Annotated in this window: 19 protein-coding genes and 5 tRNA genes; 6 read left to right on the top strand and 18 right to left on the bottom strand. The window is 70.0% G+C overall.

The window, feature by feature from the left end; genetic code table 11:
• Nucleotides 1-170 precede the first annotated feature (170 nt).
• Entirely contained in the window at nt 171-356 is a 186-nt protein-coding gene (gene rpmB, locus ABZ910_RS08190) for a 50S ribosomal protein L28 (protein ID WP_220646355.1), read from the top strand.
• A 148-nt stretch (nt 357-504) separates the two neighbouring features.
• Here rpmB and thiD read toward each other — a convergent pair whose 3' ends face one another.
• A complete protein-coding gene (thiD, locus tag ABZ910_RS08195) occupies nt 505-1,290 on the bottom strand; it encodes a bifunctional hydroxymethylpyrimidine kinase/phosphomethylpyrimidine kinase (protein WP_361360812.1) in 786 nt (261 codons plus the stop codon).
• Nucleotides 1,287-2,252: a thiamine-phosphate kinase gene (locus ABZ910_RS08200; RefSeq protein ID WP_361360814.1), complete on the bottom strand. Its 966-nt coding sequence runs from the start codon at nt 2,250-2,252 to the stop codon at nt 1,287-1,289. Before ABZ910_RS08200 ends, thiD begins: the two co-directional genes overlap by 4 nt.
• A 206-nt stretch (nt 2,253-2,458) precedes the next feature.
• On the opposite strand from ABZ910_RS08200, the gene ABZ910_RS08205 reads away from it, so the two are divergent.
• Nucleotides 2,459-2,692, top strand: a complete 234-nt coding sequence (locus ABZ910_RS08205) for an Lrp/AsnC ligand binding domain-containing protein (RefSeq protein WP_361360816.1) — start codon at nt 2,459-2,461, stop codon at nt 2,690-2,692.
• Nucleotides 2,693-2,712: 20 nt separating this feature from the next.
• The gene (locus ABZ910_RS08210) at nt 2,713-3,195 is read left to right on the top strand and encodes a DUF3515 domain-containing protein (protein WP_361360818.1); all 483 of its coding nucleotides are present in this window, start codon (nt 2,713-2,715) and stop codon (nt 3,193-3,195) included.
• Between the two features lie 43 nt (nt 3,196-3,238).
• Here ABZ910_RS08210 and ABZ910_RS08215 read toward each other — a convergent pair whose 3' ends face one another.
• From ABZ910_RS08215 to ABZ910_RS08225, 3 genes are all read right to left on the bottom strand, one after another.
• Nucleotides 3,239-4,396: a D-alanine--D-alanine ligase family protein gene (locus ABZ910_RS08215; protein ID WP_361360820.1), complete on the bottom strand. Its 1,158-nt coding sequence runs from the start codon at nt 4,394-4,396 to the stop codon at nt 3,239-3,241.
• Between the two features lie 92 nt (nt 4,397-4,488).
• On the bottom strand, nt 4,489-5,499 hold the full coding sequence (locus ABZ910_RS08220) for an NAD(P)H-dependent glycerol-3-phosphate dehydrogenase (RefSeq protein WP_361360822.1): 1,011 nt from the start codon (nt 5,497-5,499) through the stop codon (nt 4,489-4,491).
• Nucleotides 5,496-6,284 (bottom strand): lysophospholipid acyltransferase family protein, encoded by a 789-nt coding sequence (locus tag ABZ910_RS08225; RefSeq protein WP_361360824.1) that lies wholly within the window; start codon nt 6,282-6,284, stop codon nt 5,496-5,498. Before ABZ910_RS08225 ends, ABZ910_RS08220 begins: the two co-directional genes overlap by 4 nt.
• 189 nt (nt 6,285-6,473) lie before the next feature.
• Here ABZ910_RS08225 and cofC point away from each other — a divergent pair, with 189 nt between their 5' ends.
• Both cofC and ABZ910_RS08235 read left to right on the top strand, forming a co-directional pair.
• Nucleotides 6,474-7,112 (top strand): 2-phospho-L-lactate guanylyltransferase, encoded by a 639-nt coding sequence (cofC, locus tag ABZ910_RS08230; RefSeq protein WP_361360826.1) that lies wholly within the window; start codon nt 6,474-6,476, stop codon nt 7,110-7,112.
• Between the two features lie 75 nt (nt 7,113-7,187).
• Nucleotides 7,188-7,391, top strand: coding sequence for a hypothetical protein (locus ABZ910_RS08235; protein WP_361360827.1), 204 nt, complete (start codon nt 7,188-7,190; stop codon nt 7,389-7,391).
• Between the two features lie 83 nt (nt 7,392-7,474).
• Here the strand turns inward: ABZ910_RS08235 and ABZ910_RS08240 are convergent, their stop codons facing one another.
• The 4 genes from ABZ910_RS08240 to leuC form a co-directional block, all read right to left on the bottom strand.
• On the bottom strand, nt 7,475-8,116 hold the full coding sequence (locus ABZ910_RS08240) for an HU family DNA-binding protein (RefSeq protein ID WP_361360829.1): 642 nt from the start codon (nt 8,114-8,116) through the stop codon (nt 7,475-7,477).
• A gap of 137 nt (nt 8,117-8,253) precedes the next feature.
• On the bottom strand, nt 8,254-8,484 hold the full coding sequence (locus ABZ910_RS08245) for a hypothetical protein (protein WP_361360831.1): 231 nt from the start codon (nt 8,482-8,484) through the stop codon (nt 8,254-8,256).
• Nucleotides 8,485-8,748: 264 nt separating this feature from the next.
• Nucleotides 8,749-9,342 carry a 3-isopropylmalate dehydratase small subunit gene (gene leuD, locus ABZ910_RS08250; protein ID WP_361360833.1) on the bottom strand — a complete coding sequence of 198 codons (594 nt, stop codon included), beginning with the start codon at nt 9,340-9,342 and terminating at the stop codon, nt 8,749-8,751.
• A 5-nt stretch (nt 9,343-9,347) separates the two neighbouring features.
• On the bottom strand, nt 9,348-10,775 hold the full coding sequence (leuC, locus tag ABZ910_RS08255) for a 3-isopropylmalate dehydratase large subunit (RefSeq protein ID WP_361360835.1): 1,428 nt from the start codon (nt 10,773-10,775) through the stop codon (nt 9,348-9,350).
• A gap of 252 nt (nt 10,776-11,027) precedes the next feature.
• On the opposite strand from leuC, the gene ndgR reads away from it, so the two are divergent.
• Nucleotides 11,028-11,744, top strand: a complete 717-nt coding sequence (gene ndgR / locus ABZ910_RS08260; protein ID WP_053762813.1) for an IclR family transcriptional regulator NdgR — start codon at nt 11,028-11,030, stop codon at nt 11,742-11,744.
• Nucleotides 11,745-11,969: 225 nt separating this feature from the next.
• On the opposite strand, the gene ABZ910_RS08265 is transcribed toward ndgR, so the two are convergent.
• From ABZ910_RS08265 to ABZ910_RS08305, 9 genes are all read right to left on the bottom strand, one after another.
• Nucleotides 11,970-12,042: transfer RNA gene (locus tag ABZ910_RS08265), tRNA-Glu, on the bottom strand.
• Nucleotides 12,043-12,070: 28 nt separating this feature from the next.
• Nucleotides 12,071-12,142: transfer RNA gene (locus ABZ910_RS08270), tRNA-Gln, on the bottom strand.
• Between the two features lie 19 nt (nt 12,143-12,161).
• A tRNA-Glu gene (locus ABZ910_RS08275) sits at nt 12,162-12,234 on the bottom strand.
• 29 nt (nt 12,235-12,263) lie between these two features.
• Nucleotides 12,264-12,336: transfer RNA gene (locus ABZ910_RS08280), tRNA-Glu, on the bottom strand.
• Nucleotides 12,337-12,375: 39 nt separating this feature from the next.
• Nucleotides 12,376-12,447, bottom strand: a tRNA-Gln gene (locus tag ABZ910_RS08285).
• An 89-nt stretch (nt 12,448-12,536) separates the two neighbouring features.
• Nucleotides 12,537-13,289: an HAD family hydrolase gene (locus ABZ910_RS08290; RefSeq protein WP_361360837.1), complete on the bottom strand. Its 753-nt coding sequence runs from the start codon at nt 13,287-13,289 to the stop codon at nt 12,537-12,539.
• Between the two features lie 127 nt (nt 13,290-13,416).
• Nucleotides 13,417-14,901 (bottom strand): glutamate--tRNA ligase, encoded by a 1,485-nt coding sequence (gene gltX, locus ABZ910_RS08295; protein WP_361360839.1) that lies wholly within the window; start codon nt 14,899-14,901, stop codon nt 13,417-13,419.
• On the bottom strand, nt 14,894-15,679 hold the full coding sequence (locus ABZ910_RS08300; RefSeq protein WP_361360841.1) for a fumarylacetoacetate hydrolase family protein: 786 nt from the start codon (nt 15,677-15,679) through the stop codon (nt 14,894-14,896). The genes gltX and ABZ910_RS08300 overlap by 8 nt, the downstream gene beginning before the upstream one ends.
• Nucleotides 15,680-15,856: 177 nt before the next feature.
• Nucleotides 15,857-16,033 (bottom strand): hypothetical protein, encoded by a 177-nt coding sequence (locus ABZ910_RS08305; RefSeq protein ID WP_361360843.1) that lies wholly within the window; start codon nt 16,031-16,033, stop codon nt 15,857-15,859.
• Between the last annotated feature and the right edge of the window lie 172 nt (nt 16,034-16,205).

The raw sequence follows: 16,205 nt of genomic DNA on the forward strand, positions 1-16,205 counted from the left end.
CCGCCATGGTAGTTTCGTTGTACGGACGCAGTCGTTGTATGCTGCTCCGGTTGCCCGATCCGAATCGGGCCATCCCCCTGGCAAAGCCACTCAAGATCTCAGATCCTCGGATCTCGGTCCCGGCCTGCCGGGATCAACCGTAAGTGCATCTGAAGTCTTTGGAGTGACCCGTGGCTGCCAACTGCGACGTCTGTGGCAAGGGGCCGGGCTTCGGCAACAACATCTCGCACTCGCACCGCCGTACGTCCCGTCGCTGGAACCCGAACATCCAGCGCGTCCGTACCGTGGTCGGCGGGACGCCGAAGCGCGTGAACGCTTGCACCTCGTGCATCAAGGCCGGCAAGGTCGCGCGCTGACGTACAGCGCGGCCACTGCTGGTTCGCTGCAAAAAGCCGGTCCACCTCTGGGTGGACCGGCTTTTTGCCATCTCCGAGGCCCCGGCCGGTCGATCCCGGAACAGAGGCCCCTGTCACTCCGGGAACCGGGGCCTCTGTCACTGACGTGTCAATCCCGGAACCGCCACCCGTGATCCACGGGCCCGATCCCCGCGCCCAGCGCGAACCCCGCCGCGATCGCCCCGGTGACGTACTCCTTGGCCTCCGTCACCGCCTCCGGCACGGAGCGCCCCTTCGCCAGCCCCGCGGCGATCGCGGAGGCGAGCGTGCAGCCCGTGCCGTGGGTGTGCCGGTTGTCGAACCGCGGCGCCCGCAGCCAGTGCTCCTCGGAGCCGTCGGTCAGCAGGTCGACGGCGTCCCCGGACAGATGGCCGCCCTTGATCAGCACCCAGCGCGGCCCGTACGCCAGCACGGCCGCGGCGGCGTCCCGTAGTTGATCTTCCGACTCGACGTGCACGCCCGTCAGTTGGGCCACCTCGTCGAGGTTCGGGGTGGCCACGGTCGCCACGGGCAGCAGTGCCGTGCGCACCGACTCCAGCGCGGAGACCGCCAGCAGCGAGTCCCCGTGCTTGGAGACCCCGACCGGGTCCACGACCGTCGGCGCGTCCGTCCCCGCGAGCAACTCCGCCACCGCCTCGACCAGTTCGGCCGAGGCCAGCATGCCGGTCTTCACAGCCCGGACGCCGATGTCGTCCACGACGCTGCGGTACTGGGCCCGCACCGCCTCCACCGGCAGCTCCCAAGCGCCCTGCACGCCCAGGGAGTTCTGCGCGGTCACCGCCGTGACCACGCTCATGCCGTGGACGCCGAGCGCGAGCATCGTCTTCAGGTCGGCCTGGATGCCGGCGCCGCCGCCGGAGTCGGAACCGGCCACGCTGAGCACAGTGGGAATCATGACTCGATGTCTCCGAAGTGGTCCCAGCCGCCCTTGCTGGTCCAGGGGGCGCCGTCGACCGTCACGTGGGGCAGCGCCGAGGGGTTGAGGACCTCGCCGATGACCTGCCAGCGGGCCGGAAGCTTCACGTCCGGCGGGAAGGTCGCCACGATCGCGTGGTCCTCTCCCCCGGTCAGCACCCACTGGAGCGGGTCGGCCCCGACGGCCTGCCCGATGTCGTTCATCTGGGTCGGGATGTCGAACGCGCCGGAGCGGATGTCGATGCGGACCTTGCTGGCCTCGGCGATGTGCCCCAGGTCGGCGATCAGCCCGTCGCTCACGTCGCACATGGCGGTCGCGCCCAGCCCGGCCGCCGCGGGACCGGCGTGGTACGGCGGCTCCGGGCGCCGGTGGGCCTCGACGAAGGCGCGCGGCGAACGGAAGCCGCGGGACAGCACCGCATACCCGGCGGCGGACCAGCCCAGCCAGCCGGTCACGGCGACTATGTCGCCGGGCTGCGCGCCCGCCCGCGTCACCGGCTCGTGGCCGCGCAGGTCACCGAGCGCGGTGATCGACACGGTGATCGTGTCGCCGCGCACGACGTCGCCGCCGACGACGGAGGCCCCGGCGACCTGGCACTCGTCGCGCAGGCCGTCCATCAGCTCGGTGGGCCACGTAACCGGGAGTTCGGCGGGGACGACCAGCCCGAGCAGCAGCGCGGTCGGTACGGCGCCCATCGCGGCGATGTCCGCGAGGTTCTGCGCGGCCGCCTTGCGCCCCACGTCGTACGCCGTGGACCAGTCGCGGCGGAAGTGCCGCCCCTCCAGCAGGATGTCGGTGCTCGCCACCACCCGGCGGTCGGGCGCCGCGACCACCGCGGCGTCGTCGCCGGGACCGACCCGGACCGCCGGGGTGGTCGTCAGACGGGAGGTGAGCTCCCTGATGAGCCCGAACTCCCCGAGCTCACCAACAGTGCCCTTCATTGCCCTTTCGCCCCTTCTATGGCTGTCCGTGCCCGCTCGCGCTTCATCGTCGCCCTCGCTACGGTCGAGGTGACCGTCAACCTCTACCGTGCCTGTGCCCCGGCGCGGAGGCGTCGGCCCCCGCAGGTCTCCCCGCGGCGAGCGGCGACGCGATACCGTGGCGTTCCTTTTCCCCACATGATCCTCGTGGCCGCCCTGGAGGTTCCGTGGTACAGGCGTACATCCTGATCCAGACGGAGGTCGGCAAAGCGTCGACCGTCGCCGAGACGATCAGCCAGATCCCTGGAGTCATCCAGGCCGAGGACGTGACAGGACCGTACGACGTCATCGTGCGCGCCCAGGCCGACACCGTCGACGACCTCGGTCGCATGGTGGTCGCGAGGGTCCAGCAGGTGGACGGCATCACCCGCACCCTGACCTGTCCGGTCGTGCATCTCTAGTCCCCGTCTACGCTTGGCCGGTGAACATCTTCCGTCACCGGCCCCTGGGCCTGCTCGCGCCGGCCCTGCTGATCACCGCCGCAGGCTGCTCCTCGGCGGGCGGCGGCGCCACGGTCGAGGTTCCCACTCCGGACGCGAAGGCGGCCGGATCGTGCCGGAACCTGCACACGGCGCTCCCACCGAAGCTGGACGGACTCGACCGCGACGACCCCGGGCCCCGGTCCGTCTACACGGCGGGCTGGGGAAGCCCGGCGATCATACTGCGCTGCGGTGTCGAGCGGCCCAAGGAGATGAACGACCCGGAGGCCGACGGGGTCGGCGTGAACGGTGTCGACTGGCTGCTGCAGAAGCAGGACGACGGGTCCTTCCGCTTCACCACCACGCTGCGCGAGGCGTACGTCGAGGTGACGATCCCGAAGGACCGCACCGCGCACGGACTGGCACCGCTGACCGACCTGGCGAAGCCCATCAAGAAGGCGATCCCCGAAGGGATCGCCCACTGAATCCCGCGCGGCCCGAATCCCGCGTCGCCGGACGTGGCCTCGCTCAGCGCAGCCCGGTGGACCTGCGCAGGGCCGCCTGCACCAGGCGGTCCACCAGCTCGGAGTAGCTGATCCCCGCCGCCTGCCACATCTGCGGGTACATCGAGATCGGCGTCATGCCGGGCATCGTGTTGATCTCGTTGATCACGAACTCGCCGTCCTCGGTGAGGAAGAAGTCCGCACGGACCAGGCCCTCGCAGGAGGTCGCCTCGAAGGCCTCCACCGCGAGCCGCTGCACCTCGGCGGTCTCCTCGTCCGTCAGCGGCGCGGGCACGATGCCGGGCGTCGAGTCGATGTACTTCGCCTCGAAGTCGTAGTACGTGTGCGTCTCGGGGGAGGGGATCTCGGAGGGCACGGACGCGCGCGGGCCGTCCTCGAACTCCAGGACACCGCACTCGATCTCGCGGCCGCGCAGCGCGGCCTCCACGATGATCTTCGGGTCGTGCCGCTGGGCCTCGGCGATCGCCTCGTCCAGGCCGGACAGGTCCTCGACCTTGGTGATGCCGATCGACGAGCCCGCGCGCGCGGGCTTCACGAACAGCGGCCAGCCGTGCTCGCCGGCGAGATCGACGATCTTCTTGCGGGCGCCCGCCTCGTCCTGTGCCCACTCGCGCGGCCGGATCACCACGTACGGGCCCACCTTGAGCCCGTAGGAGGTGAACACCCGCTTCATGTACTCCTTGTCCTGGCCGACGGCCGAGGCGAGCACGCCCGCGCCCACGTACGGGACGCCGGAGAGCTCCAGGAGGCCCTGCAGGGTGCCGTCCTCGCCGTACGGGCCGTGCAGCACCGGGAAGACCACGTCGACCTCGCCGAGGGCCTTGGGCACGGAGCCGGGCTCGCTGAAGACGACCTCGCGGTCGGAGGGGTCGAGGGGGAGCAGCACGGCTCCCTCGCCCGACTCCGCCAGTTCCTCGACGTCGGGCGTCCGGCGGTCGCTGATGGCCATGCGCTCGGGCTCGTCGGCGGTGAGCGCCCAGCGGCCGTCGCGGGTGATGCCGATCGGCAGGACGTCGTACTTGGTCCGGTCGATGGCGCTCAGCACGGCGCCGGCGGTGACCACGGAGATCCCGTGTTCGGAGCTGCGACCGCCGAACACGACGGCCACGCGCGGCTTGCGAGACGGCTGCTCAGGGCTCTGGGGGAGGTTCTCGGTGCTCATATCGCGATGAGCGTACCCGTTGGTAGAGCCCTGAGACAGCGTCCACCCGCGAGCGAGCCGGAGGGAGCGCCGGTGCCGCGGGGTGCGTTCGCTCAGCGTCGTTCGGGCTTCGCGCTGCGCGACATCAGCTCCTTGAGGGCGACCACCGGCGGCTTGCCCTCGTGCACGATGTCCACGACCGTCTCCGCGATGGGCATCTCGACGCCGTGCCGACGGGCCAGATCCACCACGGACTCGCAGGACTTGACGCCCTCGGCGGTCTGCTTGGTGACCGCGATGGTCTCCTCCAGGGTCATGCCCCGGCCGAGGTTGGTGCCGAAGGTGTGGTTGCGCGAGAGCGGCGAGGAGCAGGTGGCCACCAGGTCGCCCAGGCCCGCGAGTCCGGAGAAGGTCAGCGGGTCGGCGCCGAGCGCGACGCCGAGCCGGGTGGTCTCGGCGAGCCCGCGCGTGATGAGCGAGCCCTTGGCGTTGTCGCCGAGCCCCATGCCGTCGGCGATGCCGACCGCGAGACCGATCACGTTCTTGACGGCGCCGCCGAGTTCGCAGCCGACGACGTCGGTGTTGGTGTACGGCCGGAAGTACGGCGTGTGGCAGGCGGCCTGGAGCCGCCGGGCGACCACCTCGTCGGTGCAGGCGACCACGGCCGCGGCGGGCATCCGCGCGGCGATCTCCCGGGCGAGGTTGGGCCCGGTGACCACGGCGATGCGGTCCTGGCCGACCTTGGCGACGTCCTCGATGACCTCGCTCATCCGCATCGTGGAGCCGAGTTCGACGCCCTTCATGAGGGAGACGAGCACGGTGTCGGGCGCGAGCAGCGGAACCCATTCCGCGAGGTTGGCGCGCAGAGTCTGGGAGGGCACCGACAGCACCGTGAAGTCGGCGCCGGCGGCGGCCTCGGCGGGGTCGGTGGTGGCCCGCAGGTTCTCCGGAAGTTCGACGCCGGGGAGGTAGTCGGGGTTCGTCCGGCCGGAGTTGATCGCGTCGACGACCTCCGGGCGCCGCCCCCACAGGGTGACCTCGCACCCGGCGTCGGCCAGCACCATGCCGAACGCCGTACCCCATGAACCGGCGCTGAAGACGGCCGCCTTGACGGGCTCGCTCACTTGCCGCTGTCCCCTTCCCCGACGGTCTCCGTCTGCGTTTCCCGCACGGTCTGCGCCTGCGTCCGGCGCCGCTGCTCGATCCGCTCGCGGCGCGGGTCGTAGGGCGTCTCGGGCGCCTTCTCGCCGCGGATCTCCTCCAGGTGGCGCGTGACGGCGGCCATGATGACCTCCGTGGCCTCCTTGAGGAGTTCCGCGCTCATCTCCTGGTCGTAGAAGCGCGACAGGTCAACGGGCGGGCCCGCGAGCACGTGATGGGTCTTGCGCGGCCAGAGGTGGGGCTTCTTGGCGTACGGCGGCAGCAGTTCGTTGCAGCCCCACTGTGCGACGGGAATCACCGGGCACTTGGTCTGCAGGGCCACGCGCGCGGCACCGGTCTTGGCGGTCATGGGCCAGCCGTCGGGGTCGCGGGTCAGGGTGCCCTCGGGGTAGAAGGCGACGCACTCACCGCGCTCGACGGCGTCGATCGCGGCCCGGAACGCGCTCAGCGCGTCGGTGCTCTCGCGGTAGACGGGGATCTGCCCGGTGCCGCGCATCGCGGCGCCGATGAAGCCCTTCTTGAAAAGCCCGCTCTTCGCCAGGAATCGCGGCACACGGCCGGTGTTGTACTGGTAGTGCGCGTACGCGAACGGATCCACATGGGAATTGTGGTTCACCGCGGTGATAAATCCGCCTTCGGCCGGCATGTGCTCCATTCCACGCCAGTCCCGCTTGACCAGAACCACGAGTGGTGGTTTGCAGATCATCGCGGCGAAGCGGTACCAGAAGCCGATTCTGCGGCGGGGCACGCGAACACCTTCCTCTAGAGCCTGGGGGGCCGCACAAGTGTCGCCCCAGGCCGCCGGTCTGTCGAGAACACGGTACGCCCGCCCGTCCCGCACCACGGCCGTTCCAGGGAGCTCGGCACCACTCCCCCGGCCAGGGCCGCCCGATGCGCTGGGTGACAATGAGCGCGACAAGGGAGGGACGGTACGGCGGTGCAGTGGACCTTGGTCATCCCTGTGAAGCCCCTGGCGCGGGCGAAGAGCAGGCTCTCCGACACCGCCGACGACGGGCTGCGCCCGGGACTGGCCCTCGCGTTCGCGCAGGACACGGTGGCGGCGGCGCTGGCCTGCCCGGCGGTCCGGGATGTGGCGGTCGTCACGAACGACGCCCTCGCCGGCCGTGAACTGGCCGCGCTGGGCGCCGCGATCGTCGCGGACGAGCCACGAGGCGGCCTGAACGCCGCCCTGGCGCACGCGGCGACGGTCGCACGGACATCGCGTCCCGCATCCCCGGTGGCGGCCCTGAACGCCGATCTGCCGGCACTGCGCCCCCTGGAATTGTCACGCGTACTGGACACCGCGGCGGAATTCCCGCGCGCATTTCTCGCCGATGCGGCAGAAATAGGAACGACATTGCTGGCGGCGGCCTCGGGCCGGGAATTGCGACCGGCTTTCGGCACCGATTCCCGGGCCCGCCATCGCGCGTCGGGGGCCGCGGAACTCCGACTGGACGCGGTGGATTCGGTACGACAGGACGTGGACACCGGAGCCGATCTGCGGGCGGCGCTGGCGCTGGGCGTGGGGCCGCGCACGGCGGCCGCGGCCGCACGGCTGCTGATCCCCGGACAGTGACCCCGCAGCAGTGGTCCCTGAGCAACGGTCCCTGACCGATAGGGCAGGCCACGGGACAGGCAGTAGGCTGCCGACATGCAGGCGACCGCATACACGTACGACCCCGAAACCCGCAGCGGACAGGTGCTCCTGGACGACGGCACCCCGGTGCCCTTCGACGCCCCGGCGTTCGACGCGGGCGGACTGCGGCTGCTGCGGCCGGGACAGCGGGTGCGGATCGAGACGGAGGGCTCGGGAGAGGGCCTGCGGATCACGCTGGTCACGCTGCAGACGCTCTGAGCGCCTGCGGACGCCCCCCGAAAACGCCGCGGGCCGGACTCCCTCGGGAGTCCGGCCCGGCGCGTGAGTGCCCCGTGTGCCTCCTACGCCTTGCGGGCGGTGGCCTTCTTGGCGGTGGTCTTGCGGGCCGTCGACTTCTTGGCCGGGGCCTTCTTCGCGGTGACCTTCTTCGCCGGAGCCTTCTTGGCCGCCGTCTTCTTCGCGGTGGCCTTCTTGGCGGTGGTCTTCTTCGCGGCCGCCGTGGTCTTCTTGGCGGTCGTCTTCTTGGCCGTCGCCTTCTTCGCGGCGGCCTTCTTGGCCGTGGTCTTCTTGGCCGCCGCCTTCTTCGCCGCGGCCTTCTTGGCGGTGGCCTTCTTCGCGGCCGCCTTCTTGACGGTCACGGCAGCGCCACCGGTCAGGCTGCCCTTGGGCGCCTTCTTGACGGCGACCTCGCCGCCGCGCGGCAGCTTCTTCGAGCCGCTCACCAGGTCCTTGAAGCCCTGACCGGCGCGGAAGCGCGGCACGGACGTCTTCTTGACCCGAACCCGCTCTCCCGTCTGGGGGTTACGGGCGTAGCGAGCGGGGCGGTCCACCTTCTCGAAGGACCCGAAGCCGGTGACCGAGACCCGGTCGCCCGCGACAACCGCGCGAACGACGGCGTCCAGGACCGCGTCCACGGCATCGGCGGCCTGCTGGCGGCCCCCCATCTTGTCGGCAATCGCTTCTACGAGCTGCGCCTTGTTCACGTCTTCCCCTTCGGAGACATTGCCAGAACGAAAGTGTTCAAGCTTTTTCGCACGTTAGGCAGATATATACCGCAAATCAAACACGAAACGGGCTAATCACCCTTGTGCCGCAACGGACTCGGCTCTCTCGGACTTGTTCAGCGTTCCTCTTGCGGGAATCGACCCTCGTCGAGGTCAGCGATGAACCGATCGAGACGCCTTGCCGCATCGGCGAGATCGTGCTTGGCCACGGCCGTAATGACCAGCAGCTTCCGGGTCAGCGCCATCCGTACGCCCTCCGGGACTTGCAGTGCGCGCACTCTTGCGTGCGCTTCCTTCAGCTGGTCCGCGACCGCCGTATAGAGCTCGAGTTGGCCGTCGTGTTCCATGCACAGATTGTGCCATCTGGGGCGAGTTGTCGCCTGCGCAGGGGGCAACTGCCGTCTCCAACGGCGTTGCGCGGCCGCCCGGAAGCGATGCGTCCGGAACCCGTCTACCCGGCCAATCAGCCTTTCAACGTGGGAAGTTGCGGACCTCGACGCACCACCCCGGAGGGGTACGGGGCCGAACATGGCTGTACCCCCGATCGTGGCGATCGGGGGTACAGACGGGGTGTTGCGGTGGCCGAAAGTCGACGCTGGGGCGCCCTTGGTTCAGACCTTGACCGTCCGCGGCTTGTACGCGGGGCGCTTGGCCTCGTAGGAGGCGATGTCGGCCTCGTTCTGCAGGGTGATGGAGATGTCGTCCAGCCCGTTCAGCAGCCGCCAGCGGGAGTTCTCGTCCAGCTCGAAGGAGGCGGTGACGCCCTCGGCGCGCACCTCACGGGCTTCGAGGTCGACCGTGATCGCCGCCTGCGGGTCCTTCTCCGTGAGCTCCCACAGCGCGTCCACGGTCTTCTGCTCCAGCACCACCGTGAGCAGGCCGTTCTTCAGCGAGTTACCGCGGAAGATGTCGGCGAAACGGGAGGAGATCACCGTCTTGAAGCCGTAGTTCTGCAGGGCCCAGACGGCGTGCTCGCGCGAGGAGCCGGTGCCGAAGTCGGGCCCGGCGACCAGGACGGTCGCGCCCTGCCGCTCCGGGAGGTTGAGCACGAACTCCGGGTCCTTGCGCCAGGCCTCGAACAGCCCGTCCTCGAAACCGTCCCGCGTGACCTTCTTGAGCCAGTGAGCAGGGATGATCTGGTCGGTGTCGACGTTGGAGCGGCGCAGCGGCACGGCACGGCCGGTGTGCGTGGTGAAGGCTTCCATGGCTCTCAGACTCCAGCGGGCGTAGGGGCGTCGGCGGACAGGTCGGCGGGGGACGCGAGGTGGCCGAGGACCGCGGTGGCGGCCGCGACCTGCGGCGACACCAGGTGCGTACGGCCGCCCTTGCCCTGCCGGCCCTCGAAGTTGCGGTTGGAGGTGGACGCGGAGCGCTCACCCGGGGCCAGCTGGTCGGGGTTCATGCCGAGGCACATCGAGCAGCCCGCGTGCCGCCATTCGGCGCCGGCCTCCTTGAAGACGACGTCCAGGCCCTCGGCGACGGCCTGCAGCCCCACGCGCGCGGAGCCCGGGACGACCAGCATCCGTACGCCGTCGGCGACTTTGCGGTTCTTGAGGATCTCGGCGGCGGAGCGCAGGTCCTCGATGCGGCCGTTGGTGCAGGAGCCTACGAAGACGGTGTCCACGGTGATGTCGCGCAGCGGCTGTCCGGCGCTCAACCCCATGTATTCCAGGGCCTTTTCGGCGGCCAGCCGCTCCGAAGCGTCTTCGTACGAAGCCGGATCGGGGACCGCGGCCGAAAGCGGCGCGCCCTGGCCGGGGTTGGTGCCCCAGGTGACGAACGGCGCGAGCGCGTCCGCGTCGATGACGACCTCGGCGTCGAAGACCGCGTCGTCATCGGTGCGCAGGGTCTTCCAGTACTCCACCGCGGCGTCCCAGTCCGCTCCCTCGGGGGCGTGCGGGCGGCCCTCGAGGTAGGCGAACGTGGTCTCGTCGGGGGCGATCATGCCGGCGCGGGCACCGGCCTCGATCGACATGTTGCAGATGGTCATGCGGGCCTCCATCGAGAGCTTCTCGATGGCGGAGCCGCGGTATTCCAGGATGTAGCCCTGGCCGCCGCCCGTACCGATCCGCGCGATGATCGCCAGGATCAGGTCCTTGGCCGTGACGCCCTCGGGCAGTTCGCCCTCGACCGTGATGGCCATGGTCTTCGGGCGGGCCAGCGGCAGCGTCTGGGTGGCCAGCACGTGCTCCACCTGCGAGGTGCCGATGCCGAACGCCAGCGCACCGAAGGCGCCGTGCGTGGAGGTGTGCGAGTCACCGCAGACGACCGTCGTACCGGGCTGGGTCAGGCCCAGCTGCGGGCCGACCACGTGCACGACGCCCTGCTCGACGTCGCCGAGCGAGTGCAGCCGTACGCCGAACTCGGCGCAGTTCTTGCGCAGCGTCTCCAGCTGGGCCCGCGAGACCGGGTCCGCGATGGGCTTGTCGATGTCGAGGGTCGGGGTGTTGTGATCCTCGGTGGCGATGGTGAGGTCGAGACGGCGGACCGGTCGGCCGTTCTTCCTGAGGCCGTCGAAGGCCTGCGGGCTGGTCACCTCGTGCAGCAGGTGCAGATCGATGAAGAGGAGGTCGGGCTCGCCTTCGGCGCGCCGGACGACATGGTCGTCCCAGACCTTCTCCGCCAGTGTCCTACCCATCGCTTCTTCCCCTTTTTCGGCTCGTTCGCCTCCGGGGCGCTCCGGGTCGGTGCCGGGAGGCCGATCGCGCCCGGCCCTTCGGGCCTGGGCGCGTTCGGGCCCTCGACACCGGCGCGCCCTGCGGCTCACTCGCGCTGTTCGCGGGCATCTGTCACCGGTCCCGCGCGTTGCGGGCCGCCGTGTTGTCCAGAGTGGCGCGTTCCACGAAATAATGAACTTGCGTTTCACAGAGTGAGACGTGAATATCGTTTCATGGACAACAGTAGCGGCGTCGGCGTTCTGGACAAGGCAGCCCTCGTCCTGAGCGCTCTGGAGTCCGGTCCGGCCACCCTCGCGGGTCTGGTCGGGGCCACCGGACTGGCACGACCCACGGCCCACCGGCTGGCCGTGGCCCTGGAACACCACCGCATGGTGGCACGCGACATGCAGGGACGGTTCATCCTCGGACCACGCCTGTCCGAGCTGGCCGCGGCGGCGGGCGAGGACCGGCTGCTGGCCACGGCGGGCCCGGTGCTCACCCACCTCAGGGACGTGACCGGCGAGAGCGCGCAGCTCTACCGGCGCCAGGGTGACATGCGGATCTGCGTGGCCGCGGCGGAACGGCTGTCCGGCCTGCGAGACACGGTCCCGGTCGGCTCCACGCTCACCATGAAGGCGGGCTCCTCGGCGCAGATCCTCATGGCCTGGGAGGAGCCGGAGCGCCTGCACCGCGGTCTGCAGGGCGCCCGCTTCACGGCGACGGCCCTGTCGGGCGTACGGCGCCGGGGCTGGGCCCAGTCCATCGGCGAGCGCGAGCCGGGCGTCGCGTCCGTCTCCGCGCCGGTGCGCGGCCCGTCGAACCGCGTGGTGGCCGCGGTCTCCGTCTCCGGCCCCATCGAGCGCCTGACGCGTCACCCGGGCCGTATGCACGCCCAGGCGGTCATCGACGCCGCCGCCCGCCTCTCCGAGGCGCTGCGCCGCTCGGGCTGACCCGGGCACCTTCGGACACGTCACCGGGGAGGGCCGGCCTCAACGCCGCGGCAGACCCTCCCCGACTCCCCCGTCAGGCCCTTCTCGACTGCTGCCACCGACGGCGAGCGATGCGCGGCCGGGACTCCGAACTGCTCGTGCTCCACGCCTGGTTGGCGCACGAGGCGGTGCCGGGCGCGGGAACGCCGAAGGCCCTCCACCGAAGTGGAGGGCCTTCGAACTGCGTACCCCCGACCGGATTCGAACCGGCGCTACCGCCTTGAGAGGGCGGCGTGCTAGGCCGCTACACAACGGGGGCGAGGATCAAGCGTTTCCGCTGATCCGAGCTGGTCTACCTGGACTCGAACCAAGACTAACTGAACCAGAATCAGCCGTGCTGCCAATTACACCATAGACCAATGTGGTTTAGACCAGCAGTACCCCCGACCGGATTCGAACCGGCGCTACCGCCTTGAGAGGGCGGCGTGCTAGGCCGCTACACAACGGGGGCCCTAGCGATCCCGAGTTGATCGAGATCAGTACCCCCGACCGGATTCGAACCGGCGCTACTGCCTTGAGAGGGCAGCGTGCTAGGCCGCTACACAACGGGGGCTTGCGGATGTGATCCGCGAGTGCAGATGAGCTCTGCGAGCTGGCCTACCTGGACTCGAACCAAGACTAACTGAACCAGAATCAGTCGTGCTGCCAATTACACCATAGGCCACTGGAACGCAAGCCCCTGCGGGGATTTTGTTCTAGCTGCGCCTCCGGACCCGGCCTTTCGGCCCGCTCCCCGGCGGCGCAGAAAGAACATTACCCGAAGGTGGACGGGGCTCCAAAACGGGTATCCGCGCGGACGAGCGCGGGGAGTTCGGCGAGGCTGGAGATCCGGTACCGCCCGACGGTCGCGGCGCCGCCCTCGTACGCCCCGTCACGACCGGCATACGCCCCGTCCCGGGCGATCCACACGGACAGCAGCCCGGCCTCGGCGGCGCCCCGCCCGTCGATCTCCGGATGGTCACCGACGTACGCCACCTCGTGCGGAGGCAGGTCGAGCGCCGCGCAGGCCGCCAGGAAGGCGCCGGCCTCCGGCTTGGACACACCGAGCTCGGCGGCGCACAGCACGGCCTCGAAGCGGTCGCGGACGCCGAGGGTGCGGAGCTTGTACTCCTGGACCTTGAGGCTCGAGTTGGACAGCACCGCGTGCCGGTGGCTGGCGGCGAGGGTGTCCAGGGCGGGCAGGACGTCCGGGAACAGGGCCCAGGCGGCCTCGTAGTGGACGATGTAGCGCCGGAGCCAGTCATCGGCGTCGGCGTCGCTCAGCGGCGCGTCCAGGAACTCCCGCACCCGGTCCCGCCGCTGCTCCTCGAAGGTGGCCTTGCCCGCCCCGAAGCGGGCCCACTGCCGGTCGGTGACCTCCCGCCACCGCTCCATGGCCCGCTCCACGGAGCCGGGCCCGTCGACCAGCCCCTCGGCCGACAGGTGCGCCCGCATCCCGGCCCGGTCCGCGGACGTGTAGTCGAACAGCGTGTCGTCGACGTCCCAGACCACGGCGCGGATGCTCATGGGGCGACGGTAACCCGATCGAGTGGTGCGCGTCCGGGGTTCGGCGGCACGCCGTTCCCGAAGGCGCCCGCATGCGTGAGGGGCGGCACCCGGAGTCACCGGGTGCCGCCCCTCACCGCTGCTCGGCTTACGCGGCCAGCTTCGCCAGCGCCGCGTCGATCCGGGCCAGCGTCTTCTCCTTGCCCAGGACCTCCAGGGACTCGAAGAGCGGCAGGCCGACCGTGCGGCCGGTGACGGCCACGCGGACCGGGGCCTGGGCCTTGCCCAGCTTGAGGCCGTGGGCCTCGCCGGCGGCCAGGACGGCCTCCTTCAGGGACTCGGCGGAGGTCCAGTCGGCGGCCTCCAGCTTCTCCCGGGCCGTACGGAGCAGGGCGTCGGAGCCCTCCTTCATGGCCTTCGCCCAGCTCGCCTCGTCGAAGACCGGCTCGGGCAGGAACAGGAAGTCGACGTTGTCCGTGATCTCCGACAGGACCTTGAGGCGGGTCTGCGCGTGCGGCGCGATCGCCTCCCACTTCGTCTCGTCGAAGTCCTCGGGCGCCCAGGGGGCGACGGGGGCCTGCAGCCACGGGCGGCAGCGCTCCGTGAAGTCCTTGACGTCCAGCAGCCGGATGTGGTCGGCGTTGATCGCCTCGCACTTCTTCAGGTCGAAGCGCGCCGGGTTGGGGTTCACGTCGGAGATCTCGAAGGCCGCGACCATCTCGGCGATCGAGAAGATGTCCTGGTCCGCCGAGAGCGACCAGCCCAGCAGGGAGAGGTAGTTGAGCAGGCCCTCGGGCAGGAAGCCGCGCTCGCGGTAGAGGTTCAGCGACGACTCCGGGTCACGCTTCGACAGCTTCTTGTTGCCCTCGCCCATCACGTACGGCAGGTGGCCGAACTCCGGGGTCCGGTTCGCGATGCCCAGCTCCATCAGCGCCTTGTACAGGGCGACCTGGCGCGGGGTGGAGGAGAGCAGGTCCTCGCCGCGCAGGACATGGGTGATGTCCATGAGCGCGTCGTCGACCGGGTTCACCAGCGTGTACAGCGGGGCGCCGTTGGCGCGCACGATGCCGTAGTCCGGCACGTTCTCCGGGGTGAACGTCAGCTCGCCGCGGACCAGGTCCGTGAAGGTGATCGTCTCGTCGGGCATGCGGAAGCGGACGATCGGGGTACGGCCCTGGGCCTTGTACTCCTCGACCTGCTCGGCGCTCAGGTCACGGCAGTGGCCGTCGTAGCCGGACGGCTTGCCGGCGGCGCGGGCGGCCTCGCGGCGGGTGTCCAGCTCCTCCTGGGAGCAGTAGCAGTAGTAGGCGTGGCCGGCGTCGAGCAGCTTCTGGGCGACGTCCTTGTAGATGTCCATGCGCTGCGACTGGCGGTACGGCGCGTGCGGGCCGCCGACCTCGGGGCCCTCGTCCCAGTCGAAGCCCAGCCAGCGCATCGCGTCGAGCAGCTGGTTGTACGACTCCTCGGAGTCGCGGGCCACGTCGGTGTCCTCGATGCGGAACACCAGGGTGCCCTGGTGGTGGCGCGCGAACGCCCAGTTGAACAGGGCGGTGCGGACCAGGCCCACGTGGGGGTTACCGGTGGGCGAGGGGCAGAAACGGACGCGTACGGGTGTGCCGGATGCGCTAGCCACGCTTTACAACCTTGTTGGTGAGAGTGCCGATGCCTTCGATGGTGACGGCGACCTCGTCGCCGACACTCAGGGGGCCGACACCTGCCGGGGTGCCGGTGAGGATGACGTCGCCGGGGAGCAGCGTCATGGCCTCGGAGATGTTGACGATCAGGTCCGCGATGGGATGGATCATCTGGCTGGTGCTGCCGAGCTGCCGCTGCTCACCGTTGACGGTGGTCTGGATGGTCAGGTCGTTCGCGGCGGCGAGGTCGATGTCCGTCTCCACCCAGGGGCCGAGCGGGCAGGACGTGTCGAAGCCCTTGGCCCGGGCCCACTGCTTCTCGCGCTTCTGGACGTCGCGCGCGGTGATGTCGTTGGCGCAGGTGTAGCCGAGGACGACGTCCTGGACGCGCTCCCGCGGGACCTCGCGGCACATGCGGCCGATCACGACGGCGAGCTCGCCCTCGTAGTCCAGCTGCTGGGTGAACGGCGGGTACTGGATCTCGTCGCCGGAGCCGATGACCGAGGTCGACGGCTTGAAGAAGGCGAACGGCGCCTCGGGCGCCTCGTTGCCCAGCTCCTTCGCGTGCTCCGCGTAGTTGCGGCCGAAGGCCACGACCTTGTTGGGCAGCACCGGCGGGAGCAGCCTGACCTTGCTCAGCGGCACCTTCGTGCCGGAGAGCTCGTATTCCGCGAACGGGATGCCCTTGATGATGTCGAGGACGAGTTCGTCCTGCTTGTCACCCTCGACCGCGCCGAAGGCGACGTTCCCGTCGATGGAGAACCTGGCGATGCGCACGGGATCCTTGCGCCCCTTCACTGAAGACCGAGCCGGCTGGAGTCTGACGCTCCAGGCTAACGCGGCAGGGGCGCCGCGACCTCGCGCATTACGGCATACGACGAAGGGCGCCGCTCCGGAGAGGGCGCCCTTGACATCCGCTCGGCCGCGTTGAACTCCGCGGGGCTTCCGGGCGTACTACTCCGCGACGAAGGCCGCGACCGGGATCTCCATGAGGACGGTGCGCCGCGGGTTGGCGGTCTGGGCGGGGAGGTCGACGGAGTGCTCCGGCAGCTGGGGGATCTGCAGTTCCCCGGCGTCGTCGAGGTGCGCCAGAGTCGTGCGACGCGGGTTGGCTATGTTGCGGAACATCATCGTCTTCACGGTGTTACGGACCCTGTCCTCAGGTGGAGTTGGCAGTGAGCGCCCTCTTGTAAAGCGTCAGGCTAAACATGCAATTCCCCGCCGAAGCCGTGAATTGCCCGGGATCAGCGTGTGAGTTTGCTCACGAATCCGCGCGCATTTCGGTCAATTCCGACCGGAGATC

Source organism: Streptomyces sp. NPDC046805, from assembly GCF_040645355.1.
Classification (GTDB): Bacteria; Actinomycetota; Actinomycetes; order Streptomycetales; family Streptomycetaceae; genus Streptomyces.